Raw genomic sequence first — 22927 nt, 5'->3', positions numbered from 1 at the left:
AGCGCGTCGGGCATCCCCGCCTTATTCAAAGTACGGCGACCAGGCCGGTTCACGGACATCACCCCTCTGAGAGGGCAGGTTGTACTTCACCCCAGCATCCAGCGACACCGCTGCCAGAATACCTTTATCCCCACGTTTGGTAGCGTACATCAACATGGCCCCATTCGGCGCGATACTAGGGGATTCGTCCAGCGTAGTCTCCGTAAGGACACGCACTCTGCCCGAGTTGATATCCATCGTAGCGATGGTAAATACGCCCCTATTACGATGCACCATCACCAGTGTCTTTCCATCGGGAGAAACACGGGGCCGCGCATTGTAATCGCCATCGAAGGTTAAGCGGTCGACTTGACCAGTGGCAAGAGTCAATTGGTAAATTTGTGGCTTCCCTCCCCTATCGGAGGTGAAAACCAGTGATTTACCATCTGGCATCCAGTTCGGCTCGGTATCAATGGAGAAGTGCCTTGTCATTCTTGTCAGTTTATTACTGACCAGATCCAGCACGTAGATCTCCGGGTTGCCGTCCTTGGAGAGCACCATCGCCAGTTTGGTTCCATCCGGGGACCAGGTCGGCGAACTGTTGATGCCCTTGAAGTTAGTTAATTGCTTGCGCGCACCCGTGCGCAGGTTCTCGCGGAAAATTGCCGGGCGCCCGGTTTCAAAGGAGACGTAGGCGAGCTCCTGGCCATTGGGGGACCACATGGGAGACATCACCGGCGCGCTGAAACGACGGATCTGCTTGGCGCGAGCACCATCGATATCCGCACGCATCAGCAGATAGCTGGGCTTGCCGCCACGGGTCTCTTCCTGCACGTACACCATTTCGGTGGAGAAGGCACCGCGAATACCGGTGATAGCTTCAAAGATCTCATCGGCGGCGCGGTGGGCGATATCCCGCAGCTGGGTCTGGCCGCCGCGCACTTGCTTGGTGAACATCTTGTGCTGGCCGAAAACATTGACCAGATCAAAAGTGAGCAGGTAACCGGTGGCCTGCGGCTCAATGCGGCCGGTCACTATGTACTCAGTGCCCAGGATACGCCAGTCGCGAAATACCACGTCTTCCGGGGCCTTTGGGAAGGACAACATGTCCTCCTTGGGCACCGGGGAGAAAAGGCCACTGCGGCGAAGGTCTGAGGAAATAATCCCGGATACATCTTCTGCCAGTACCCCGCCACCAGACCAGCTGAATGGGGACACGGCAATCGGTGTGGGGTCATCGATACCACTGGTGATATCCACCACCAGCTGGGCACGGACACCCAGGCTCACCGAGGCGATTGCAATAATGACGACTGTCTTGAGTAAACTCTTGATCATTGGCGCAGATCTTCGACTTTAAAGTTCAAAATGGTTGTGCGGACTTCCCGCTCGAATATCACCGGTTCCTTTTGGGCCAGCTCGGCCACTTCGGGAAATACCTCCACCTTCTTAATGGCGGTCAGTACCGAGCGATCGAGGGCAGCGTTACCACTGCCCTCGACGATATTAGTTGCCACCACCCGGCCAGTGGGGACAAAGTTTATTCTCACCTTGGTAAGCATACCGTTTCGGGCACTGGGTGGGCGACTCCATACCGCCTCAATTTGCTGCTGAATTGCCTGCCCCACTGACATTACTGCCACCTCGGCCTCATTCGCATCCAGTAGCTCCTCTTCATCCTGAAGAGCCTCATCAAAGGAACTCTGGCGCTCTTGGGCCAGCTTCTCCTTCAGCTCTTTTTCTTTGCGCGCCTTCTCTTGCTGCTCTTTCTCGCGACGGGCCTTCTCTGCCTGCGCCTTGCGATCAGCTTCGACTTTCGCTTTGCGTTTCTTTTCCGCCTCGAGCTTTTTCTTCTGCTCCAGGGCTGCGCGGCGCTTACGTTCGACCTCAGCCTTGCGTTTTTGCTCCGCAGCGCGATCGGCACGTTGTTTTATTTTATCGACCTTTTTCGGCAGTTTCTTCTTCGGTGTTGCCGCTTCAATCGTCACCAGCTTAGCCTGCACAAACTTTGGCATCGGTTTGCGCTCGGGCATACTGCTGGCTTCCCAGCCGTAGGTCATGGCAGCTATCAACGCCCCGTGTAACACGAGGCTGATGATGATCGCCAATGCATAAAAGCCTTTATTCACCGGCACCCTACCCCTGAGGTGGCTCTGTCACCAGGCCGACGCTAGGCGCTCCCGCCTGCTGCAGTTCGGTCATGGCATTGACGATCAGGCCATAGCGGGCCTCGGCGTCACCCCACACCAAAACCGGAGTTCCCGGCTTTTGGCGCAACACCTTAGCGACCGTTTGTTTAATCTCTTCGAGCGGCTTGGCACTCTTCTCGTCAGTCCCCAGATTTAGGTAATAGGTGCCATCGGAGCGCACGGAAATAATCAGCGGCTCCTCATCGGTTTCCTCCATCGGCGCCGAGGGCGCGTTTGGAAGGTCGACTTTGACCCCCTGCATCAACAATGGTGCCGTGACCATAAAGACAATTAGCAGCACCAGCATTACGTCAATGTAGGGCACCACATTGATCTCGGAGACCAGCTTCTTTTTGGTTCCCTTGCGAAACACACTCATAGGGTTCGCCTATTCACTACTCAGCCGGAATGCACTTTGCGGTGCAGGATAGAGGAAAACTCCTCGGCGAAAGTTTCGTAGCTGGACAACAGCGACTCCGCCTTGGCGGAATAGCGGTTAAAAGCCATCACCGCAGGAATTGCTGCAAACAGGCCCATAGCCGTAGCCACCAACGCTTCACTGATACCGGGTGCGACCGTGGCAATAGTGGCCTGGTGCATAGTGGCGAGACCACGGAAGGAATTCATAATCCCCCACACGGTGCCAAACAGGCCGATATAGGGACTGACAGAGCCTACGGTTGCCAGGAACGGCAGGTTCATTTCCACCTTTTCCTGCTCCCGGGACATAGCCACACGCATGGCCCGCTCAGTGCCTTCCATCACCGCTTCAGGGCCGCTGCTGCCCTGTTGGCGCAGGCGGGTAAACTCGGTAAAACCGGCGCGGAAAAGGGACTCAACACCATCGGTTCGGCCTTTTTCCGCTCGCTCGTTACCTTCGCGGAAGAGTTTGTTCAGGTCGGCACCGGACCAAAAGCGGCGTTCGAAATTGTTCAGGGAGCGCTTGGCCTGGGACAGGTAAAGCCCGCGCTGGATAATCATCACCCAGGACACCACAGAGGCCAGTAACAGCAGCAGCATAACTAACTGTACCAACAGGCTGGCGTTCTGGATTAGCCCCCAAAGAGAAAGTTGTTCACCGGCGTTCATCTTCTTAAATAACTGCCTTTAATGCTGAATAAATAGGTTCCGGCAGGGCACAGGGCCTGCGGCTGTCGTCAGCGACACAAGCAACTTTGACCACACCTTCGCAAATTAGCTCATCGCCGCGCCAGATTTTTTGCTCAAAAGTCACTGCGGCCCGCCCCAGTTTGCCAATCGAGGCCGTAGCGCGCAATGCATCATCAAGAAGTGCGGACTTTCGATACTGGATCTCGGCGGAGTGCACCACCAGTAACAGACCCTGTTCTGGCATCGCCGGCTTATCATACCCGAGGGAGCGCAGCAGTTCTGTGCGCGCGCGCTCCATATACTTCAAATAATTGACGTAATAAACGATACCACCTGCGTCGGTATCCTCGATATAAACCCGCAGCGGAATACTGAAAACTTCCTTCACCCCATCCTCTCTCTACTTATTATCTGGCTTCGGCAAGCCGAAGTGCTCGTAGGCCAGGCCGGTTGCCACTCGCCCTCGCGGTGTGCGGGCGATATAACCCTGCTGAATCAAGTAGGGCTCTAATACATCTTCCAGGGTATCCCGCTCTTCACTGACTGCTGCAGCGAGACTGTCCACCCCCACCGGTCCACCATCGAACTTCTCGATCATGGCCAATAGCATACGGCGATCCAGCTGATCGAAACCACGGGAATCCACATTGAGCATGTTGAGGGCGGCATCGGCAATTCCGGAATCCACGGCACCATCACCTTTAACTTCAGCGTAATCACGCACGCGGCGCAGCAGGCGGTTGGCTATTCGGGGGGTACCCCGAGCTCGACGGGCAACTTCGAGAGCACCACCTTCATCCATCTCCACTCCCATCAGGCCAGCGGAGCGACGGACAATACTGGTGAGATCCTCAACGTTATAGAACTCAAGCCGCTGGACAATGCCGAAGCGGTCCCGCAGTGGCGAGGTAAGCAGGCCCGCCCTCGTGGTGGCGCCCACCAATGTGAAGGGTGGCAGGTCGAGCTTGATGGAACGCGCCGCAGGCCCTTCACCGATCATAATATCCAGCTGGTAATCTTCCATCGCCGGATACAGTACCTCTTCCACATGGGGGCTGAGGCGGTGGATCTCATCGATAAACAGCACATCCCCCGGCTCCAGGTTGGTCATCAACGCAGCCAGATCGCCAGCCTTCTCCAATACCGGGCCCGAGGTGGTCTTAATGGCCACTCCCATTTCGGCAGCGATGATATTTGCCAGCGTAGTTTTACCCAGCCCCGGCGGTCCGAATACCAGGGTGTGATCCAGGGCCTCTTTGCGCAGCTTGGCAGCCTGAATAAAGATCTCCATTTGCTCCCGCACCACTGGCTGACCCACATAATCATCCAGGGTTTTGGGGCGCACGGCGCGGTCGTACTGCTCTTCCTGGCCCGAGGGGCCCACGGGCTCCGGTGCCACCAAACGGTCGGCTTCGATCATTGCAACAACTCCAGGGCCTCAGCTTAAGCGGGGGCCATTCCCTTAAGGGCCAGGCGAATCAAAGTCGCACTATCGGCATCCGGCTGCTCCTTGCTGGCGCGGGCCACCATTTTGCTGGCTTCAGTGGGCTTGTAACCCAGAGCCTCCAGGGCGCTCTCCGCTTCACCGGTGTGATCCACCTTGGGCTCGGCAGCAGCGGCCATCAGGGGGATATCGTTGGCGTCGCCAAAATCCGGGGTCAATTTATCCCGCAGCTCCACAATCAGGCGCTCGGCAGTCTTTTTACCGACGCCAGGGACTTTGACCAGCGCCGCTACATTATCCTCCGACACACAGCGGGCCAAGGCAGCGCCGTCCAGCCCGGATAAAATAGCCAGGGCCATCTTGGGGCCCACTCCACTCACCTTGATCAGGGTGCGAAACAATTTGCGGTCCCCATCGCGAATAAAGCCATATAACTGCTGGGCCGTTTCGGATACCGCTAAATGAGTGTGCAGCTGTACCGGCTGCCCCAGTGCGGGCAGTTCAAAAATCGTGGTCATGGGTGCGAGCACTTCATAGCCCACCCCCTGTACATCCACCAACAGCAGAGGTGGCTGCACTGCGGCCAGGGTACCGCTCAATCTTCCAATCATGTGTTATTCCAGGTTTATATTGTCTGCGCCCATTACGGGGCCAATTCTACCAGCCGATCACACGCTCAGGCGGCCGCGACGAAAACGACTGCGCGCACCGCCAGCGGTAAATACCAGGGTTTGCTCGGTATGCATATGACACAAAGCCACGGCCAGCGCATCGGCGGCATCCTCCTGGGGCGACGCAGGTAGGGACAGCAGGGTTTTCACCATGTGCTGGACCTGCAATTTATCCGCTCCTCCGTTGCCGACCACTGCCTGCTTCACTTTGCGAGCTTCATATTCGGCTACTGCCAGACCGCTATTTGTCCCAGCTACAATAGCTGCCCCCCGGGCCTGTCCTAATTTCAGGGCGGAGCCGGCGCTCTTGGACATAAAAACATTTTCAATTGCCATCTGAGCAGGCTGGTATTGCTGGGCAATCTGGCTCACTGCATCAAAAATCAGTTTGAGACGCTCAGGCAGGGGACCTTCGGGAATACGAATCACCCCGCTGGCCACATAGCGAGCCTTGCCCCGCTCCACATCGATAATTCCATAGCCCGTTTTTCGCGAGCCGGGGTCAATACCCAGGATTCGGGTCAAAAGGCAGCTCCCCAAATATCTGTATGTTTATATAGTGGTGGGAGTGTCCCAAGGTGAACAGGAAGCGTCAAGGGAGGGGGAGTAAGAAGGGCTTGAAAAGATAAAAAACCAGAGGCGGGACAGTAGCCGCCTCCAGTTACGGAACCGGCTTTAGCCCAGCTCCTCCATCACCTCTGCCGGAATATCCGCATTGGTGTAAACGTTTTGCACATCATCCAAGTCTTCCAGCATCTCGATCAGAGCGAGTACTTTTTCAGCACCGTCTTTATCCAGTGGAATCGTGGTGGACGGAATCATGGCAATTTCGGCACTGTCCGGGGTAAAACCAGCTGCAACCAGGGCGTCCTTAACCGTCAGGTAGTCCTGGAATTCAGTGGTAACTTCAACACTTCCGTCATCGTTGGATTCGATATCCTCAGCCCCGGCTTCGAGAGCTGCGTCCATCAACGCATCTTCATCCACTCCGGTCTCGTAGAACATCTGACCTTTGCGGGTAAACAGATAGCTAACGGAACCGTCGGTACCCAGGTTGCCACCGCGCTTGGTGAAGGCGTGGCGCACTTCAGCCACAGTGCGGTTGCGGTTGTCAGTCAGGCACTCCACCAGGACCGCTACACCACCAACGCCGTAGCCCTCGTAAACTACGGCTTCGTAGTTTTCACCATCCGCATTGCCGGCGCCACGGGCGATAGCTTTGTCGATGGTGTCGCGCTTCATATTGGCGCCCAAAGCCTTATCGATAGTGGCGCGCAGCGCCGGGTTATCGTCCGGGTTTGGCCCCGATTTGGCGGCTACCGTCAACTCGCGAATGATCTTGGTAAAGACCTTGCCCCGCTTGGCATCCTGAGCTGCTTTGCGGTGCTTAATATTGGCCCATTTACTATGTCCGGCCATTTTCCGTCTCTCTTCAGTCAGTGCGTAGGATGGGCCAAAGAGCGAAGCGAATCGCCCATCACTACGATTGGATAGGCCCGCTTCGCTCGGCCCATCGGGGAAAAATCAGCTGATTTTCTCTTCTTTTTGTCGCAAGCGAATACTCAGCTCACGCAGTTGTTTCGCATCTACAGCACCCGGGGCATCTGTCATCACACAGGCGGCGCTCTGGGTTTTCGGGAAAGCGATAACATCGCGAATTGAGTCACTGCCGGTCATCAACATCACCAGACGATCCAGGCCAAAGGCCAGGCCACCGTGGGGCGGCGCACCGTATTTGAGTGCATCCAGCAGGAAGCCGAACTTCTCGCGCTGCTCTTCAGCATCGATACCCAGGATGCGGAATACCGCTTCCTGCATCAATTGGTCGTGGATACGAACAGAACCACCGCCCAGCTCGGTGCCATTGAGCACCATATCGTAAGCGCGGGAAAGTGCTTCGAGCGGATTCTTTTCCAACTCTTCCGGGGTACAGGAAGGCGCAGTGAAGGGGTGGTGCAACGCAGTCAGGCTGCCGTCGTCATTTTCTTCAAACATTGGGAAGGCGACAACCCACAAAGGCGCCCACTCGCTGGTGTACAAATCCAGGTCTTCACCCAGCTTGCAGCGCAATGCACCCAGGGCTTCGGAGACAATCTTGGCCTTGTCCGAGCCGAAGAAAAGGACGTCACCATCTTCTGCTTGCAGGCGATCAAGAATGGCTGCACGGGTTTCAAGCGGCAGGAATTTAACGATTGGCGACTGCAGACCATTTTCCAGGTCAGAGCGATCGTTAACCTTGATGTACGCCAGGCCCTTGGCGCCATAAATACCAACAAATTTGCCGTAATCGTCCAGCTGCTTGCGGGTCAGTTTCTTACAACCGCCAGGTACTTTAATCGCGGCAACACGTCCCTTCGGATCATTGGCCGGCCCGGAGAATACCTTGAAGTCCACCTCGGTCATCAGGTCCTTGATCTCCACCATCTCCAGCGGAATACGCAGGTCCGGCTTGTCGGAACCGTAGCGCAGCATCGCTTGGTAGTGGGTCATACGCGGGAATTCACCCAGATCAACACCCTTAAGCTCTTTAAACAGCTTGCGAACCATGTTCTCGGTGATCGACATGATTTCCTCTTCGTCGAGGAAGGAGGTCTCAATATCGATCTGGGTAAATTCAGGCTGGCGATCAGCGCGCAAATCCTCATCGCGGAAACACTTAGCGATTTGGTAGTAGCGATCGAAACCGGAAACCATCAGCAACTGCTTAAACAGCTGTGGTGACTGTGGCAGGGCGAAGAACTTGCCCTCGTGAGTGCGGCTCGGCACCAGATAATCCCGGGCACCTTCTGGGGTGGCGCGGGTCAGGATTGGGGTCTCGATATCGAGGAAGCCGTGCTCATCCAGGTAATTGCGGATTGCGGTAGTCAGCTTGGAACGGAAATACAGGTTGTTCTGCATTTCGTTGCGGCGCAGATCCAGATAGCGGTATTTCAAGCGGATATCTTCACCCACCTCGGTGTGCTCATCCAGCTGGAAAGGCACTGTCTCAGCAGTATTGAGGATCTCCAGCTCTGTGCCGTAAACCTCAACTTCGCCGGTCACCATATTGGGATTCACGGCCTCTGGGGCACGGGCGCGCACACGACCTGTCACTTTAAGCACATATTCGCTGCGCACGCGATCGGCCATCTCGAAGTGTTCGGCCGCATCGGGGTCGAACACCACCTGTACAATTCCCTCGCGGTCGCGCAGGTCGATAAAAATCACTCCGCCGTGATCGCGGCGGCGGTCGACCCAGCCACAGAGGGTTACTACGCGGTCAATGTCCGCAGAACGAAGGACGCCACAGTAATCGCTGCGCATGGATGAAAATTCCCGTTATCGATAGGTGAAAAGATTAGTTAGAGGGTACACCGCACGGACAGCCCCGCACAGCTCGCCTAGGCCGTCTTTGCCGCCGCTGTGCCAGGCTTGTCGCTTTTGGCCTTACCATTGTTGGCAGAGTCACCGCCAGCGAGGTTTTTCTTGCTACCAGTTTTAAAATCAGTCTCATACCAACCGGCGCCCTTCAGGCGAAATCCAGCCGCTGAGATTTTCTTGCGCAGCTCGGCCTTCTCGCAAGCTGGGCAGTCTTTGAGCGGGTCATCGCTCATCCGCTGCAAAGCTTCCATTTCATGGCCGCAGGCATTGCACTGGTATTCATATATCGGCATTACACAGTACCTGGTGCTTAAAAAAAGGGGGAGAGAGTATACATGAGGCCTACAGAGGTAAGAAGCTGCACGGGTCTTTTCCCTGGGTAAAGCGTCCCATAAAGGCGACGTGAGGCTAAAAAATGTAAAAAAAGCACTATTTTTCTAGTATTTCTTCGTGCGGCCGAACAAAAACTATATATACTTCCCCCATCACCCGCTGAGACACCCGTAACGGATGCAGCGCAGCGGGAGAAAAAACACACTTTTACCGGATATATACCGAACAACAAAGAAGGAAGTAAGCCATGGCTGTCTCCAAGAAAGCTGCTACTAAAAAGGCCCCGGCAAAGAAAGCTGCGGCCAAAGCTGCACCGGCCAAGAAAGTAAAAGCAATCAAGGAAAAGTACACTAAGACTCAAGTACTTAATCAGATTGCAGAAAGCACTGAGCTGTCCCGCAAGCAGGTTCAATCTGTTCTGGACGAGCTGAACGATATCATCGAAGGCCACATCAAGAAGCGCGCAGTTGGCGAATTCACCCTGCCGGGCCTGATGAAAATCACCACCGTGAAAAAGCCGGCTAAGAAAGCTCGCAAGGGTATCAACCCATTCACCGGTGAAGAGACTACCTTCAAGGCGAAGCCTGCCAGCATCCAGGTTAAAGTTCGCCCACTGAAGAAGCTGAAGGAAATGGCAGAGAACTAATACACTCTATAAAGCCTCAGCTTAAAAACCCCGCATATGCGGGGTTTTTTATTCACTCCCATTCCAAGCCAGTGCCCAGGCACCTGCTAAATAGATACCCCGGTATAGCAAAAGGCAATCCGCATTGAGGCAATACTGCCCCCAGGCAATATTTATTGCCCAGCGAATAGCGTAAAATAGCCAGCTTACCCGTAATAGAATCCATATAATTCCTATGCGCGCATCTCGTTATCTCATCGCAACCCAAAAAGAAACTCCCAACGACGCAGTGGTGATCAGCCATCAGCTGATGCTGCGTGCCGGCATGATCCGCCGTCTGTCTTCAGGTCTCTACACCTGGCTGCCCACCGGGTTGCGGGTGTTGCGCAAAGTCGAGCGCATTGTTCGCGAAGAGATGGACCGCGCTGGCTCCCTGGAAGTACTGATGCCGGTCGTGCAGCCGGCAGAGCTTTGGGAAGAGTCCGGCCGCTGGCAGCAGTACGGCCCCGAACTCCTGCGCATCAAGGATCGCCACAACAATGACTTCTGCCTGGGCCCGACCCACGAGGAAGTCATCACCGACCTGATCCGCGGTGAAATCAATAGCTATAAGCAGTTGCCCGCCAATTTCTACCAGGTGCAGACTAAATTCCGCGATGAAATCCGTCCGCGCTTTGGCGTAATGCGCGCGCGCGAATTCACCATGAAGGATGCTTACTCCTTCCACGTGAACGAGGATTCCCTGCAGGAAACCTACGATATTATGCACGGCGCCTACTGCCAGATTTTTGAGCGCATTGGCCTGGACTACCGTCCGGTACTGGCAGACACCGGTTCAATCGGTGGCTCCAGCTCTCACGAATTCCACGTGCTGGCGCAGAGCGGCGAAGACGATATCGCCTTCTCCACAGAATCCCGCTACGCCGCCAACGTCGAATTGGCAGAAGCGGTTGCCCCAGCTGGCGAGCGCCCTGCTCCGTCGCAGGAAATGCAGGAAGTTCATACGCCGAACCAAAAAACCATCGCCGATGTCAGCGAGTTTTTGAAAAGTGATCCCGCCCACTCAGTAAAAACCCTGATTGTTCTGGGCGAGTGCGAAGAGGGTGAAACCGCTCCATTAATTGCCCTGGTACTGCGTGGCGATCACGAGCTGAACGAATTAAAAGCAGAGAAGCTGGCTGGAATCGCCAGCCCCATTCAGTTCGCCTCGGAAGAGCGTATCGCCAAAGAACTCAGCTGCAACATTGGCTCCCTGGGCCCGGTGGGCATAAAGATCGAGACTGTTGTGGATCGCTCTGCAGCGCACCTGGCAGACTTTATCTGCGGCGCCAATCGCGATGACTACCACTTAACCGGTGTGAACTGGGGTCGCGATGTGGAGTTGGGCCGCGTCGAAGACCTGCGCAATGTAGTGGCAGGCGACGCCAGCCCCGATGGCCAGGGCACCCTGGAAATCAAACGGGGTATCGAGGTCGGCCACATTTTCCAGTTAGGCGACAAGTACAGCCGCGCTATGAATGCCACAGTACTGGATGAAAACGGTAAAGAGCAGGTTATGTCCATGGGCTGCTATGGCATCGGCGTTTCCCGTATCGTTGCTGCGGCGATCGAGCAGAACCACGACGACTCAGGGATTATCTGGCCCACTGCGATTGCACCTTTCCAGCTGGCGATTGTGCCAATCAATATGCACAAGAGCGATGTGGTAAGGGAAAAGTGCGAGCACCTGTATGAGTCCCTGCGCAGCAAGGGTGTTGATGTATTGCTGATGGACGAAGCCAAAGCGCGACTGGGTGCTATGCTCGCCGATGTGGAGCTGATCGGTATTCCCCACCGCATTGTTATCGGCGATCGCGGCCTGGAAAAAGGTGTGGTGGAATATAAAGGTCGCGGAGATGCGGAAAGCCAGGAGTTTGCCGTATCCCAGCTCGAAGAAGTGTTATTGGAAAAATTTAATCAATAATTGTCGAGCCGCCCGGTCTGCCCCTAAGCAGGCCGGGAACTCTTACAGCAAAAGTGCTTTTTATCGGCGGCGTCACAAAATCACGCTGCCCATTTTGCCGGGCTTTTCGTAGAATCACCCCATGATAAAAAAAGCCACCGCCCTCTTGTTGCTCTGCCTTACCTGCTGTGCCACCCAGGCTCAAAGCAGTAGAGCCGAGATCGACCCGGAGTTGCGCCTCGCCCTGCAGGACGCAGTTACCCAGGCCGACAGCTTTGTGGACCGCTTCGATGCGGAAGTGTGGCTAATGTCTAAATCCCAGCCTCTGTCCCGCTATATCAAAGATCCCAAGCGGCGGATGCACGTACTGAAAGCCGTCCACCGGGAGGCAACTCGGGCCGGGCTGCGCCCGGAAATTGTATTGGCGGTTATCCAGATTGAGAGTGCTTTTGACCCCTATGCGATATCCCGCGTTGGCGCTCTGGGTATGATGCAGGTAATGCCATTCTGGAAAAATGAAATCGGTCGACCCGACGATAACCTGATCGATATGGACACCAACCTAAGGTATGGATGTACCATTCTTAAACACTACATCAAGAAAGCCAAAGGCAATCTAGCCAACGCCCTCGCCTATTACAATGGTAGCTACGGCCGCCATACTTATAGCAGCAAGGTCCTGGATGCCTGGGCCGAGCGCTGGAGATAAACGATGACCGCCGGCTACTTATTTTTCTCCGGCGGTGCATGCGCTCTTCTTTTATTGGCGGCAACCAAGGTTGCTATACATCACTACCGGCTTGTTGCCGGGCGCTGCTTACTGGCCCTGCTGATAGCCGTGATCTGCTATTTACTCTGGCCCATCCTGCCACAATTGAGTGGACCTACTGCGCTCTTGCTTAACCTGCCAATTACTCTGATTCCCGCAATTTTTTGGCTGTTTACTCACCTGTTATGCCGCGAGGAAGAGCCTTTTCCCCTGTGGGGCTGGATTCCGATTGGTATTACCCTGGTCATCGGCATAGTCGCCTACCACGCACCATTGCCATTGACGTCAGATCAGCAATCCCCACTATTTACCCTTTCGCAGCTACTCAAACTCGGTTTAATCAGCCTCGGCCTACTGACACTACAACGACAGTTTCACCTGGACTTGGTCGCAGAGCGCCGACGCCTGCGCACAACCCTACTTATCGCCGTCGGCGCCTATATGCTGGTGGTAATTGGCGCAGAATCTATCTTTGCTTACCGCCCGCTTCCCAACGGTGTACCGACACTGCACGCACTATTTGCCAGCCTGTTGTCACTGGTTGCCTGCCTATGGTTGCTGGCCCTTTCCCCCAGCGCTCTGGGAGAATCCCTGCCGCGCCCGAAGAGGAGCGAGCCAGAGGAGGAAGAACAGCCTTTAGCTCCGCCACCTGAACTGGATGAACAACAGCAAACCCAGCTGCAAAAATTACAGGAACATATGCACAACGGTGGTTATCGCCACACCGGACTCACCATCAGGGAGCTCGCGGAGCAGTTGGATATTCGCGAACATGTGCTGCGTGTGCTGATTAATCGCCACCTGGGTTATCGCAATTTTAACGAATACCTAAATCAGTTTCGTATTGATGAAGCCAGCAACCGGTTGGCAGATCCGGAACAGGCCCATTTGCCAGTACTCACCATTGCTCTGGACATCGGCTATCGCTCCTTGAGCCCATTTAACGCTGCTTTCAAGCGCCGTCACAGCCAAACCCCCACTGAGTACCGCCGGGAAAAGCTGCCCGCCTGAATCTCCTCTCCTGAAAGAATCCGTCAGCATTTTTTCATATTCCGCAAGCTCGCAAAGTAAAAGGCTCCCAGACTGGGAGCGCGGTGAAAGCGATTTTCCCGCTGCGTGCCCGGCTCACCGAGACTTGTTTTAACACCGGTGGGTCTCCCTTCAATAGAAGAATAATGATGGTGAGAATATGGATTTTTTAGTCGACATATCCCAGGACGGAGCCAAACATTTCCAGTTGAGTTTATTTCGCTATGTGCTGGCCGCTTCAGTAATGAGTATTTTGGCCGGCTGGCTATTTCGCTCCTGGATGAACCGGCGCCGTATCCAAAAGCGTCGTGCCGAGTGGAAAGACATTCGGCGGGAGGTGAGTTATTCACTATTAACGGTGTGTATCTTTACCCTGGTAGGGGTTATTACCACCATGATGCACGATCTGGGACTGACCAAATTTTACTGGCAGTGGAGCGATTATCCACTCTGGTGGAGTATTGCCAGCCTGCCAGTAGTGATTTTGATCCACGACGCTTATTTTTACTGGACCCACCGAGGTATGCACCATCCCAAGGTGTTTAAACACTTCCACCGCCTACACCATCAGTCCAGAACACCCACGCCCTGGACGGCATACAGTTTTTCCGTAGGTGAAGCGGTCCTGATGGGCGCTTTCTCTCCCCTGATTGCCCTGATACTGCCGCTTAATCCAACTATTTGGTTCACCTTTTTATTTATCAGTATCTTCCGCAACGCCATGCTGCACACTGGCCGCGAGTTCCACCCCCGCAGCTGGGTCGACGGCCCTATGGACAGGCTCACCACCACGACTCACCACGACTTGCACCACCAGCGCTTCCAGGGCAACTACGGCTTTTACTTCACTTGGTGGGATCGCTGGATGGGCACAGAATTTAAGGACTACAAGCAGGTCTTCCGGCAAGCGGTGGATGGGCAATTACACGGGGGAGAAAAAGAGGTGGAAATAGACAACAGCGCAGCGGAAGGCGTAAAAGCTCACGCTTAACCCACTCAAATTACTTAAATGGGTGCCGGGGTTCCCCCGGCTCCTTTCTACTAGCCGTAACAACCGTGTTAATGGCCATGCTGCAAAGGCAACCAGCGGGATTCTCGGTAACAGTAAAGTCCCCAGATCACAAAGACGACTTCGATAGCAAAAAGCACTAAATTGCGCTGGTCAAAACCACTGATAAATAACATTCCGTAGAGGCGCCCAAGAGCGAAGCCGATATAGGCGATAGACATCGCAGCGTAAGCAACCCTGCGGTGCGGGCGCATAGCCAAAGCCACCAGTAGAATCACCGCGATAGCCAACATAAACCCGCCATAAGTGGCCATAAACTCGGGCATGGCTTCGGGGGTATCAAATGAAAAATCCACTTCATTCGCAAGGCTCTGCGGTTTAAACAGGGCCCAGAGGCCAATAGAAGCAAAAACCAATAGATTGAGTGTCAAATAGACTCTTCCCAAATATTTCAATCGATTCTCCCCTCTAATTTCTGTTACTCACCCCTATACAAGGGGAACACCGCTTTGGAGTACTGTCACAGTATATATGAGCCACACCCCGCCATACGCCGGAACAATTCACCAATTTGGTACAAAGCGATGGATTTATCAATATTTTCTTACTGGCAAACTGAGAATGTCTTTCCATAATTAGAATCCACAGCGCAACTCCGACCCACTCCAAAATAAGGGCCGCGCTTTTGAATACCACCACCTTCCTCAAGTCATTGGCGAAAGAGCCCCTGCTGTATTTTATTGCGATCGCCCTAATCCTATTGGGATTGGGAGAAATCCTGGAACCGCCTGCACAAGAGATTGTTATCAGCGAGGGGCGCGTCGAACATCTACGTTCGGTGTTTGAGCGCAAGTGGCACAGGTACCCCACCGATAGCGAGCTGGAGCAACTTATTGAGAATTACCTAAGAGAGGAAATACTTTACAGGGAAGCGCTTGCCCTGGGATTAGCCGAGAACGATACGGTAATCCGCCGCCGCCTACGAATGAAAATGGAACTTACGGCGCGTAATTTCGCTGACACTCAAGAGCCTGGCGATCGAGTATTGGAGAAATTCCTTCAAGGTCAGGCTGATAAATACCAGAATCCCCCCACCCTATCTTTCCAACAACGATTTTTCTCAGTGGATCTGGCCTCATCAAATTCACGTGATTTTAACGACTTACTCATGCAGCTAAACAGCGATCAGGCTTCGCCAATGATTGGAGACTCAACCCTACTGCCAGCTGCTTTTATCGACACTTCAGAGCCACGAATAGACAGGCAATTTGGGCTGGGATTTTCCGCTCAATTATCCAAGTTGCCTATTGGCAAATGGAGTGGTCCAGTCCGCTCGACCTTCGGCGATCACCTGGTCCTCCTTGAGGAAATCAAGTCCACCCAGCTACCGGCATTGGCTGAAATACGCAGCCGCGTACTAAATGATTGGCAATTCCAGGCGCAAAAGAAGATTCTGCAGGAGCAGTATCTCCAGTACCGTAAAAACTACGAGGTCACTGTCCACAAGCCGGATAACTTCTCAGCCGAGGTTGCCGTCAAGTGATGCACATACGGCCACTCCTGTTCATTCTGCTCCTCAGCTCTACTCCAATACTATCTGCCCACGAACTGCGCCCGGCTTACCTGGGCATCACTCAAGTTGATGCACAATTATTTAAAGTACTTTGGCGATTGCCCGCACAAGGCAATCTTCGCCTCGCTCTGAATGTCCATTTGAACCAAGCTGCCTCTCCCCTAAGCCAACCCAGAGCGCAAATAAGTAAGGGCTACTACACAGAGCACTGGACCATCCATCACCCCAGGGAGCTACAACAGCTGTCGATTTATATCGATGGTCTACAGAGCACTATGACCGATGCGCTAGTGCGAGTCTCCTGGCTAGATGGGCGTGAGCAAGTTATCCGACTGACACCAGACCAGCCAGAATGGACCCTTAACCAACCCGCCAGCGAGCTCCAAATCGCTCAAACTTACTTTGCACTGGGCGTTGAACATATTCTTCTCGGTGTCGATCACTTGCTGTTCGTTTTGGCCCTGATCTTACTCAAACAAAGCCTTCGCCACCTGATCGGCACTATCACTGCTTTCACTATCGCCCACAGTATTACCTTGGCAGCTGCCGTACTGGGCTATATCCACCTGCCATCAGCGCCAGTGGAGGCGATTATCGCCCTCAGTATTTTACTGGCAGCCAGGGAGGCTGTACGCCAGAGGCATGGTGTTTTCAGTTTGACCAGTCGCTACCCATGGGCAATTGCCTTTGCTTTTGGACTTTTACACGGTTTAGGTTTTGCCGGTGTACTGGGGGAAATTGGGCTTCCCCAGGGGGCTATTCCCCAGGCATTACTGACTTTTAATCTCGGTGTGGAAGTGGGGCAATTAGTATTTATCACCGCAGCTCTTGCAGTTATCCACTTGTATCAAAAGCTCCTTAAACACTGGCCAGGGTATGCCATTCGGAACCGCGAACAATACTCTTTCGGGGAAGGTGGAGGTATCGGAGTACCAGTCGCTACAGTGGTCGCGTATACGCTGGGGGGCATTGCCTGCTACTGGGTGATTGAGCGCAGCCTGCTTATTGTTTTCCCATAACAGAGAACATTAACCGGTGCCCTGTAAATCACGGGCACCGGTTAATTTAAGGCTCAGTCCTGAAACAAGAGTTCCAGTGGGTAGCCGGTAAAAGGCTTGGTTTTCTCAATCACCAAATGAGAAGTCATACGGGAAATCGCCGCCTCCTCATTGGCCAACAACTGCTCTGAGACTCGATTAAAATCTGCTGCGTCCGGGCAGACGAAATGCAGCATATAGTCGAACTCACCAGACATCTTCACACAGGAAACAATCTGTGGAATATCGCTAATAATGCGGCGAAAGTTCTCACTAGTACGGGCATCCTGCCGCTTAAGCGCAACGTTTACATAAAACTCTGCATGCCGAACTTTATCCAGGTTTATCTCGGCAAAGAACTCGCGGATATAGCGCTCACTGGTCAGGCGTTTAACCCGGGCCAGGCAGGCACTTTCCGATAATCCAATTTTTTCACTCAAATTCAGGTTACTTGTACGTGCGTTTGATTGCAGGGCCTGCAAAATACGCAAATTATGCCGGTCAATTTTCACGGAGCTATTTTCTTTTGAATCTGAAAGGGGGCAAGGATAGCGGTATTCGCCGGTGGCATAAACATTACAGCCACCGGCATGGGAAACTTGTCATCACTTCAAAAGCGAATTTGGCGACAACCAGCCTCCCGGCAAAGGCCTAACCGGCCTGACGGTTACCACTGGTGACGAACTGTTCAATGCGATCCAAGGCCCGCGACAACTCGGCCTCATCAGCCGCCAGGGTGAGGCGAACATGATTCACTGAACTGCTACCAAAGGGCGCGCCAGGCAGTACCGAGACCCGCTCAGCATCCAAAAGGGCTTCAGCGAAGGTTTGCCCGGAGCTGGATACCTTGGAGACATCCACCATAACAAACATCCCAGCCTCAGGGCTGTAGCAACTCAAGCCAGGTATCTGGCCAATCCTCTCAACAATCAGGTCTCGACGCTGCTGATAGGCATCCCGCATCTGCTTCACGAAGTAGCTATCAAACTCCAGGGCAAAGGCTGCAGCCTCCTGGATGAACTGAGGGCATCCAAAAATTGTCGCCCCTGCAAAAGCAATCAAACGATCTACCAGGGGACCACGAGCCACTGCCCACCCCAGGCGCCAGCCACTCATGGCGTGGGATTTGGACAAGCCATCAACCACAACAATATTATCCAGCGACTCCGCAGCCGTACGCAGAGAGGTGTGGCGACGGGCAAAGGTGATCATTGAATAAACTTCATCACACACCAGCCAAATATTGCGCTCGCGGCAGTATGCCGCCAACTCGCGCAATTGTTCAGGGGTAGCCATCGCGCCAGTCGGGTTTACCGGCGTATTGATCATAACGACCTTGGTCTGCTCGCTGATGGAGGCCTTGATAGCGTCGACATCAAAAGCGAAATTAGTCTCCGCCGGGCAAGTCACCCGCTTTACGGAGAGGCGCAAGGCATCACAAATGGGGACATAGCCGATATACATCGGCTCGGGAATTACTATCTCCTCACCGGGGTTTAGCAGGCAGGCAAGTACTGCGTAGATAGCGTTGGTTCCACCGGGGAAAACAACAACATCATCTGGATTACAGGGGTGGGGAGAGACCTTGCTCTCGATGTCCGCGATAGCCCTGCGCAACATTGGCTCCCCGGCCGCAGGGGAATAGTGGGTGCGCCCCACTCCCAGGCGAGCACGGGCAAAGTCGAGGATCGGCTCGGGGGTGTCAAAGTTGGGATCACCTACACAGAGAAAGATGACATCCTCCCCTTTATTGGCGAGATCGTGAGCCCGGTCGCTCACAGCCCAAACATTGGCGTCCTCACCATTCAAAGCCTCACTTTGCAAGCTGAACCTGGGGGTAAAATTTGTCACGTTTTTCACTATTTAGCAGCCATTTATAGGGGCTAAGGTAACAACCATCTGGGTAATCGGTGCCGCTATATGACCGTCAATTTCGCATTAGAGGGAGCTTTTCTCAGGTATTCCCGCAGATAATGCGGGGGCCAGTGTGTTCAGGAGGATCGCGACTAAAAATAGATTTTTAGTCTCAGTTATTCAGGACGACCCTGGCGCCCAAGAGAGAGCGAGTAATGAGTAAAACTTAAGCAAAGTATCACCCCATCCCACTGAAATTGAACACTATTAACCGGAGCCAGGAAAAACCCAGGGCTATGGACAAAGCTTCATTACGATGTTCTCTTTTGACATCCCGTCCGCGCCCCATGCTCCTTTCACCTGGCTCGCAGCAATCTCCCTCAAGTTTTCGCTGTATTTAGATTAACTTTAATCTTCAAAGATGGAGGGCAAGCTCCAATCCCGGTATAGGTGCGAAACTGGCCCCTTAGCGCCTCTGGATATACTTAATGTTAACCAGCTTTGGTCTTCCGAGACTATCAATTACGGCTTGATTGCGTGTTATCGTTAACACCTAAAAACCAATAAGTAAATTTAAATCATGGATAAGATGAAACAATTACTAACCTTACTTTTACTTTCCTGTTCACTTACGGCAATCGGCGCTGAAATTTCTCAGTAAAGGAAGTTGAAGCTTATTAAATCTATCGAAAAAAAGATTGCCTCCAACTATGTCTTGCAAGAAAACCTAGGAGCTATTCACTCTTCATTAGATAAAGTTGCAGAATCAGAGGCATTCAGACAAGCCACTGATACAGAGTCAGTGGCTGGAATTATTAAATCCGCCTTAACAAAGCATGATAAACACTTTGACGTAAGCTGGGATGATCCAGAATCTCCCCAACAGCAGCCGAAACACGAGGATTGGTTTAGTAAGCTCAGTAGAAAAAATTCTGGATTTACCCGAGTCGAAGTTTTAGAGGGTAACATCGGCTAAATTGCTTTCTGGGGGTTTGACCATGTTAACGAGGAGTCCCAAGGTCGAGTGGCTGCAGCTATTGCATTAATCCAAGATACTAGCGCTATTATTTTTGACCTGAGAAAGAATGGTGGTGGTAATGGCTTTATGGGCGGCCTTATCAGCAGTTATCTTTTTGATAAACCCACCCACCTCAATAGCATCCACTGGAAGCCAGCGGGCAATGTTACAGAGATTTGAAGTCAGGAAAAGGTTCAGGGTAAAAAGGTAGCAAACACCCCGGTATATATCTTAACCAGTAGCGATACCTTTTCAGCAGCAGTGGCCTTTGCGTACTATTTAAAGCACCTGGACCGTGCAACCATTATTGGAGAGGCAACCAAAGATGGGGCAAATCCCTGGCAGTACTTCCCCCTTGAGAATGGCTTTACAATAGCAATCCCTATCGCCAAGGCAGTCAATCCGATTACCAAAACTAACTGGGAGGGGACTGGTGTAAAACCAGATATCGAGACATCTCGGGAGAAAGCACTTTCAACAGCCTATAGACTCGCTTTACAAGAGGCCAAAATCTCTACTGCACACCCGGAACATTTAAAAGAAATTCAACAGAAACTGCAGGATTTCGACAGCCTTTAAAATACCTTAACCCCTTTCAATAACTTTTCAGACTACTACTTCAGGAAGGGGTCCTAGTTATTAGCCACCCCTCCCAGATCAATTCAACATCCCATAAATAAAAAACAGCCCTTAATAATTGTAAAAATCTTTCACTCACATTAACCTAAAATCATTCCCTTATCTTATTCGTGTAGCAGGGCGAATTGGATGTTTCAATTTACTCAAATCCTAAAGTACATTCCTGAAGAACTTGCGGACAGCTTTGCCCACCTCCCTCCAGATGAATATCTAAAATCCCAAAACCCATATCGCTACCGAACATATAGTTCAGGACTCTATAGTGGCAATTCAATTGAGTGGAGCAACAATACCATCTTCATACAGAGTAAAACAATTAACACGTACCTTGGGGATATAGAGCGTCACTACCCCTCATTAGGAGCAATCGCTCGAATATTCTCACAAAATATTGTAAGACACTTAATTTCCCAACAATATATACCGGCAAAAAAATATCAGGTCGGGTGCCACCAGATAAGAGTTCGTGCTACAGATGAATTCAACGCTTACCCCACCCCTGAGGGTTTTCACCAAGATGGGTTTGACTATGTAGCGATTAATTGTATTAATAGAAATAATGTCAATGGAGGCGAATCATTCATCAGCAACTTGGATGAAAATGAAATTATATTTCATGGCACACTAACCCCTGGAAAAGCTTTGGTTTTGAACGACAGGTCGCTCAAACACTACGTAAGCCCCATCACTCCTCTTTTTCCCGGGGAGGCTTTAAGGGATGTTGTGGTAATTACATTACATAACGATAGAAACACCACATGAAAACATGAAGCTTACCCAAACCAGATCCCAAAGAATTTTTTCAAGTTTAAAAAGATGACCGCCTAAATCAAACTTCAAATCCTCTCAAAAATACCAAACCAAGATCTCTTATTAACTTAATATCCGCATCAAGATGCTTGCAAGACCATATAGTAAACCACCAGATAGCGTAGACATTTACCCATGGCAACCAACAACAAAAACCAAACCAAGCGAATTCTTAGAATACCAGCCATTACAGTAAGGGGATCACCAATAATAGGCACCCAGGAAAAAAACAGGGAGAATACCCCATATTTTTTAAACCTCTGTTCAGCCTTTACAAATTCCTCTTCAGACATTCTCAACCATTTCTTGATCACGCCCAAACTGGCCCAGTAGCCTAATGCATAATTGAGAAGAGAGCCCGCTACATTCCCTGTAGTGGCGACTATTATCAGGGCCCAAGGGGAGAGCCCCTGGAGCAATAGACCAGTCATTACAATTTCTGAGCTTAGCGGCAGAATGGTCGCTGCCAGGAATGCTGATACGAAAAGGCCCAAAAATCCAAACTCAAGAAAGTACCCCATAATGACGACTCATACCTAGCTAAACTCGGCATTCCTTCTATCTATACTTATAATTGCGCCACTATAATCGAAAAAGGGGGACATCCCAACAACCCGCCTCGTCAGTGATAGCGATACTAGCCACAAGCCTCTACTTTTTATATTCACCCTTGTTAACACACTTTAGAATTCATAACCTTACCCAGACTTACTTAGGCCCAAGTACAGACCCGCTCATCCGAAGTAGAAATCAGTATCCACCCCATAATCCTCCAGCCACTTTCCAGTTTTGCTATCGACAAGATATTGCAGGTAGCTTTCCTATTCCTTTCTTTTGATTTGGATCGCTGAAAAACAACAAGCGATGTTGCTGAGCCATCCTCTGAAATATAAATCTTCTCTATATATAATCCGGAAAATGGATATTTCTCAAGGTCCATAGTTTTACGCAGCTGACTGATAATTACGGGAATTAAATCTGGATGATTGGACAACCCCGGCTGCTCACCGATAAAAAATAAAGGGGATTGAGCAAAGTACTTCTTTAAACTACTTGGCGGAGATGAACTATTAAGTGTGCGGTAAAAACTTTTTATAAGATCAGATACTTCACTGCGCGAGCTTGCATACATTTCAGATGAAAAGACAATAAATGCGACAACCAACAGCGTCTTAGCAGTTTTCATGGTTACCGCTTCCTATTTTGAGGAGTTTCTGAGTAACTCTGCAATTAGAGGGGACTGACTAAAGGTTGAAGTATAGTTATGCTATTAATTCGCATGGACTAAAGAAGGAAATCTGACAATCAACAGACGGAGTTATCCTGTGCCAGAGGTAATAGTGGAGAGAAGTATTTGCTGCCCTTATTGTGGTGAAATCATAAAAATACTGGTTGATTCATCAGTTTTGCCTCAACAGTACACTGAGGACTGCCAAGTTTGCTGTAGGCCTATCGTTTTCTCTGTGGAACTCGATTTAAATGGCGAGCTATCTATCGTGGCTCATACTGAGGATGAAGCATTCTAAATCGCATTGT

Annotated in this window: 27 protein-coding genes and 1 pseudogene; 12 read left to right on the top strand and 16 right to left on the bottom strand. The window is 52.0% G+C overall.

Annotation, left to right across the window (positions count from 1 at the left end):
- Positions 1-21: 21 nt before the first annotated feature.
- The 11 genes from tolB to ACJJI4_RS00595 all read right to left on the bottom strand — a co-directional run bounded on the left by tolB (position 22) and on the right by ACJJI4_RS00595 (position 9046).
- On the bottom strand, positions 22-1317 hold the full coding sequence (gene tolB / locus ACJJI4_RS00645; RefSeq protein WP_444906392.1) for a Tol-Pal system beta propeller repeat protein TolB: 1296 nt from the start codon (positions 1315-1317) through the stop codon (positions 22-24).
- Positions 1314-2108: a cell envelope integrity protein TolA gene (gene tolA / locus ACJJI4_RS00640; protein WP_444926697.1), complete on the bottom strand. Its 795-nt coding sequence runs from the start codon at positions 2106-2108 to the stop codon at positions 1314-1316. The genes tolB and tolA overlap by 4 nt, the downstream gene beginning before the upstream one ends.
- Positions 2109-2115: 7 nt before the next feature.
- Positions 2116-2547 carry a protein TolR gene (gene tolR, locus ACJJI4_RS00635; protein WP_444926696.1) on the bottom strand — a complete coding sequence of 144 codons (432 nt, stop codon included), beginning with the start codon at positions 2545-2547 and terminating at the stop codon, positions 2116-2118.
- A gap of 20 nt (positions 2548-2567) precedes the next feature.
- On the bottom strand, positions 2568-3257 hold the full coding sequence (tolQ, locus tag ACJJI4_RS00630) for a protein TolQ (protein WP_108731827.1): 690 nt from the start codon (positions 3255-3257) through the stop codon (positions 2568-2570).
- Positions 3258-3261: 4 nt separating this feature from the next.
- Positions 3262-3666 carry a tol-pal system-associated acyl-CoA thioesterase gene (gene ybgC / locus ACJJI4_RS00625; RefSeq protein ID WP_282934233.1) on the bottom strand — a complete coding sequence of 135 codons (405 nt, stop codon included), beginning with the start codon at positions 3664-3666 and terminating at the stop codon, positions 3262-3264.
- Positions 3667-3678: 12 nt separating this feature from the next.
- Positions 3679-4698 (bottom strand): Holliday junction branch migration DNA helicase RuvB, encoded by a 1020-nt coding sequence (gene ruvB, locus ACJJI4_RS00620; RefSeq protein ID WP_413664411.1) that lies wholly within the window; start codon positions 4696-4698, stop codon positions 3679-3681.
- Between the two features lie 23 nt (positions 4699-4721).
- On the bottom strand, positions 4722-5333 hold the full coding sequence (ruvA, locus tag ACJJI4_RS00615) for a Holliday junction branch migration protein RuvA (protein WP_444926695.1): 612 nt from the start codon (positions 5331-5333) through the stop codon (positions 4722-4724).
- Positions 5334-5390: 57 nt separating this feature from the next.
- Positions 5391-5918 (bottom strand): crossover junction endodeoxyribonuclease RuvC, encoded by a 528-nt coding sequence (gene ruvC, locus ACJJI4_RS00610; protein ID WP_444914738.1) that lies wholly within the window; start codon positions 5916-5918, stop codon positions 5391-5393.
- A gap of 150 nt (positions 5919-6068) precedes the next feature.
- Entirely contained in the window at positions 6069-6812 is a 744-nt protein-coding gene (locus ACJJI4_RS00605) for a YebC/PmpR family DNA-binding transcriptional regulator (protein WP_282934236.1), read from the bottom strand.
- A 105-nt stretch (positions 6813-6917) separates the two neighbouring features.
- On the bottom strand, positions 6918-8696 hold the full coding sequence (gene aspS / locus ACJJI4_RS00600) for an aspartate--tRNA ligase (protein WP_282934237.1): 1779 nt from the start codon (positions 8694-8696) through the stop codon (positions 6918-6920).
- A 77-nt stretch (positions 8697-8773) separates the two neighbouring features.
- Positions 8774-9046 carry an FmdB family zinc ribbon protein gene (locus ACJJI4_RS00595; RefSeq protein WP_444912137.1) on the bottom strand — a complete coding sequence of 91 codons (273 nt, stop codon included), beginning with the start codon at positions 9044-9046 and terminating at the stop codon, positions 8774-8776.
- A 287-nt stretch (positions 9047-9333) separates the two neighbouring features.
- On the opposite strand from ACJJI4_RS00595, the gene ACJJI4_RS00590 reads away from it, so the two are divergent.
- The 5 genes from ACJJI4_RS00590 (at position 9334) to ACJJI4_RS00570 (ending at position 14442) form a co-directional block, all read left to right on the top strand.
- Entirely contained in the window at positions 9334-9732 is a 399-nt protein-coding gene (locus tag ACJJI4_RS00590) for an HU family DNA-binding protein (RefSeq protein WP_282934239.1), read from the top strand.
- 214 nt (positions 9733-9946) lie between these two features.
- The gene (locus ACJJI4_RS00585; RefSeq protein ID WP_444926694.1) at positions 9947-11674 is read left to right on the top strand and encodes a proline--tRNA ligase; all 1728 of its coding nucleotides are present in this window, start codon (positions 9947-9949) and stop codon (positions 11672-11674) included.
- A 121-nt stretch (positions 11675-11795) separates the two neighbouring features.
- On the top strand, positions 11796-12362 hold the full coding sequence (locus tag ACJJI4_RS00580; RefSeq protein WP_444906397.1) for a lytic transglycosylase domain-containing protein: 567 nt from the start codon (positions 11796-11798) through the stop codon (positions 12360-12362).
- Positions 12363-12365: 3 nt separating this feature from the next.
- Positions 12366-13433, top strand: a complete 1068-nt coding sequence (locus ACJJI4_RS00575) for a helix-turn-helix transcriptional regulator (protein WP_413664408.1) — start codon at positions 12366-12368, stop codon at positions 13431-13433.
- 178 nt (positions 13434-13611) lie between these two features.
- Positions 13612-14442 carry a sterol desaturase family protein gene (locus tag ACJJI4_RS00570; protein WP_444926693.1) on the top strand — a complete coding sequence of 277 codons (831 nt, stop codon included), beginning with the start codon at positions 13612-13614 and terminating at the stop codon, positions 14440-14442.
- A gap of 68 nt (positions 14443-14510) precedes the next feature.
- Here ACJJI4_RS00570 and ACJJI4_RS00565 read toward each other — a convergent pair whose 3' ends face one another.
- On the bottom strand, positions 14511-14915 hold the full coding sequence (locus tag ACJJI4_RS00565; protein WP_282934243.1) for a DUF4345 family protein: 405 nt from the start codon (positions 14913-14915) through the stop codon (positions 14511-14513).
- A 230-nt stretch (positions 14916-15145) separates the two neighbouring features.
- Between ACJJI4_RS00565 and ACJJI4_RS00560 the strand changes: the two genes are divergently transcribed.
- Both ACJJI4_RS00560 and ACJJI4_RS00555 read left to right on the top strand, forming a co-directional pair.
- Positions 15146-16003 (top strand): peptidylprolyl isomerase, encoded by an 858-nt coding sequence (locus ACJJI4_RS00560; RefSeq protein ID WP_444926692.1) that lies wholly within the window; start codon positions 15146-15148, stop codon positions 16001-16003.
- Positions 16003-17052, top strand: a complete 1050-nt coding sequence (locus ACJJI4_RS00555; protein ID WP_444928202.1) for a HupE/UreJ family protein — start codon at positions 16003-16005, stop codon at positions 17050-17052. Before ACJJI4_RS00560 ends, ACJJI4_RS00555 begins: the two co-directional genes overlap by 1 nt.
- Positions 17053-17105: 53 nt before the next feature.
- On the opposite strand, the gene ACJJI4_RS00550 is transcribed toward ACJJI4_RS00555, so the two are convergent.
- Together ACJJI4_RS00550 and ACJJI4_RS00545 are read right to left on the bottom strand one after the other, a co-directional pair.
- The gene (locus ACJJI4_RS00550) at positions 17106-17582 is read right to left on the bottom strand and encodes an Lrp/AsnC family transcriptional regulator (protein WP_108731811.1); all 477 of its coding nucleotides are present in this window, start codon (positions 17580-17582) and stop codon (positions 17106-17108) included.
- Between the two features lie 139 nt (positions 17583-17721).
- The gene (locus tag ACJJI4_RS00545; RefSeq protein WP_413664405.1) at positions 17722-18921 is read right to left on the bottom strand and encodes a pyridoxal phosphate-dependent aminotransferase; all 1200 of its coding nucleotides are present in this window, start codon (positions 18919-18921) and stop codon (positions 17722-17724) included.
- A 670-nt stretch (positions 18922-19591) separates the two neighbouring features.
- Between ACJJI4_RS00545 and ACJJI4_RS00540 the strand changes: the two genes are divergently transcribed.
- The 4 genes and pseudogenes from ACJJI4_RS00540 to ACJJI4_RS00525 all read left to right on the top strand — a co-directional run bounded on the left by ACJJI4_RS00540 (position 19592) and on the right by ACJJI4_RS00525 (position 21343).
- Complete coding sequence (locus tag ACJJI4_RS00540) at positions 19592-19900, top strand: hypothetical protein (protein ID WP_444926691.1); 309 nt, start codon at positions 19592-19594, stop codon at positions 19898-19900.
- Between the two features lie 48 nt (positions 19901-19948).
- Positions 19949-20122 (top strand): S41 family peptidase, encoded by a 174-nt coding sequence (locus ACJJI4_RS00535; protein ID WP_444926690.1) that lies wholly within the window; start codon positions 19949-19951, stop codon positions 20120-20122.
- A gap of 33 nt (positions 20123-20155) precedes the next feature.
- A pseudogene (locus ACJJI4_RS00530) lies at positions 20156-20521 on the top strand (S41 family peptidase); the annotation flags it as partial.
- A 189-nt stretch (positions 20522-20710) separates the two neighbouring features.
- Positions 20711-21343, top strand: a complete 633-nt coding sequence (locus ACJJI4_RS00525) for a 2OG-Fe dioxygenase family protein (RefSeq protein WP_444926689.1) — start codon at positions 20711-20713, stop codon at positions 21341-21343.
- Positions 21344-21471: 128 nt separating this feature from the next.
- Here the strand turns inward: ACJJI4_RS00525 and ACJJI4_RS00520 are convergent, their stop codons facing one another.
- Together ACJJI4_RS00520 and ACJJI4_RS00515 are read right to left on the bottom strand one after the other, a co-directional pair.
- A complete protein-coding gene (locus ACJJI4_RS00520; protein ID WP_444926688.1) occupies positions 21472-21912 on the bottom strand; it encodes a YqaA family protein in 441 nt (146 codons plus the stop codon).
- A gap of 191 nt (positions 21913-22103) precedes the next feature.
- A complete protein-coding gene (locus ACJJI4_RS00515) occupies positions 22104-22577 on the bottom strand; it encodes a hypothetical protein (RefSeq protein ID WP_444926687.1) in 474 nt (157 codons plus the stop codon).
- A gap of 139 nt (positions 22578-22716) precedes the next feature.
- Here ACJJI4_RS00515 and ACJJI4_RS00510 point away from each other — a divergent pair, with 139 nt between their 5' ends.
- Positions 22717-22917 carry a CPXCG motif-containing cysteine-rich protein gene (locus ACJJI4_RS00510; protein ID WP_444926686.1) on the top strand — a complete coding sequence of 67 codons (201 nt, stop codon included), beginning with the start codon at positions 22717-22719 and terminating at the stop codon, positions 22915-22917.
- Positions 22918-22927: the final 10 nt, after the last annotated feature.

It is taken from the genome of Microbulbifer maximicatervae (SeqCode) (assembly GCF_052467305.1).
The sequence above is the reverse complement of the archived record's forward strand: the minus strand, read 5'-3'. Positions and strand labels throughout refer to the sequence as shown.

Bases quoted from the DNA above. Each gene is read 5' to 3' on its own strand.
- tolB (WP_444906392.1), bottom strand. From the start codon at position 1,317: ATGATCAAGAGTTTACTCAAGACAGTCGTCATTATTGCAATCGCCTCG.
- tolR (WP_444926696.1), bottom strand. From the start codon at position 2,547: ATGAGTGTGTTTCGCAAGGGAACCAAAAAGAAGCTGGTCTCCGAGATC.
- tolQ (WP_108731827.1), bottom strand. From the start codon at position 3,257: ATGAACGCCGGTGAACAACTTTCTCTTTGGGGGCTAATCCAGAACGCC.
- ruvB (WP_413664411.1), bottom strand. From the start codon at position 4,698: ATGATCGAAGCCGACCGTTTGGTGGCACCGGAGCCCGTGGGCCCCTCG.
- ruvA (WP_444926695.1), bottom strand. From the start codon at position 5,333: ATGATTGGAAGATTGAGCGGTACCCTGGCCGCAGTGCAGCCACCTCTG.
- ACJJI4_RS00605 (WP_282934236.1), bottom strand. From the start codon at position 6,812: ATGGCCGGACATAGTAAATGGGCCAATATTAAGCACCGCAAAGCAGCT.
- aspS (WP_282934237.1), bottom strand. From the start codon at position 8,696: ATGCGCAGCGATTACTGTGGCGTCCTTCGTTCTGCGGACATTGACCGC.
- ACJJI4_RS00595 (WP_444912137.1), bottom strand. From the start codon at position 9,046: ATGCCGATATATGAATACCAGTGCAATGCCTGCGGCCATGAAATGGAA.
- ACJJI4_RS00590 (WP_282934239.1), top strand. From the start codon at position 9,334: ATGGCTGTCTCCAAGAAAGCTGCTACTAAAAAGGCCCCGGCAAAGAAA.
- ACJJI4_RS00585 (WP_444926694.1), top strand. From the start codon at position 9,947: ATGCGCGCATCTCGTTATCTCATCGCAACCCAAAAAGAAACTCCCAAC.
- ACJJI4_RS00580 (WP_444906397.1), top strand. From the start codon at position 11,796: ATGATAAAAAAAGCCACCGCCCTCTTGTTGCTCTGCCTTACCTGCTGT.
- ACJJI4_RS00575 (WP_413664408.1), top strand. From the start codon at position 12,366: ATGACCGCCGGCTACTTATTTTTCTCCGGCGGTGCATGCGCTCTTCTT.
- ACJJI4_RS00570 (WP_444926693.1), top strand. From the start codon at position 13,612: ATGGATTTTTTAGTCGACATATCCCAGGACGGAGCCAAACATTTCCAG.
- ACJJI4_RS00555 (WP_444928202.1), top strand. From the start codon at position 16,003: ATGCACATACGGCCACTCCTGTTCATTCTGCTCCTCAGCTCTACTCCA.
- ACJJI4_RS00525 (WP_444926689.1), top strand. From the start codon at position 20,711: ATGTTTCAATTTACTCAAATCCTAAAGTACATTCCTGAAGAACTTGCG.
- ACJJI4_RS00520 (WP_444926688.1), bottom strand. From the start codon at position 21,912: ATGGGGTACTTTCTTGAGTTTGGATTTTTGGGCCTTTTCGTATCAGCA.
- ACJJI4_RS00515 (WP_444926687.1), bottom strand. From the start codon at position 22,577: ATGAAAACTGCTAAGACGCTGTTGGTTGTCGCATTTATTGTCTTTTCA.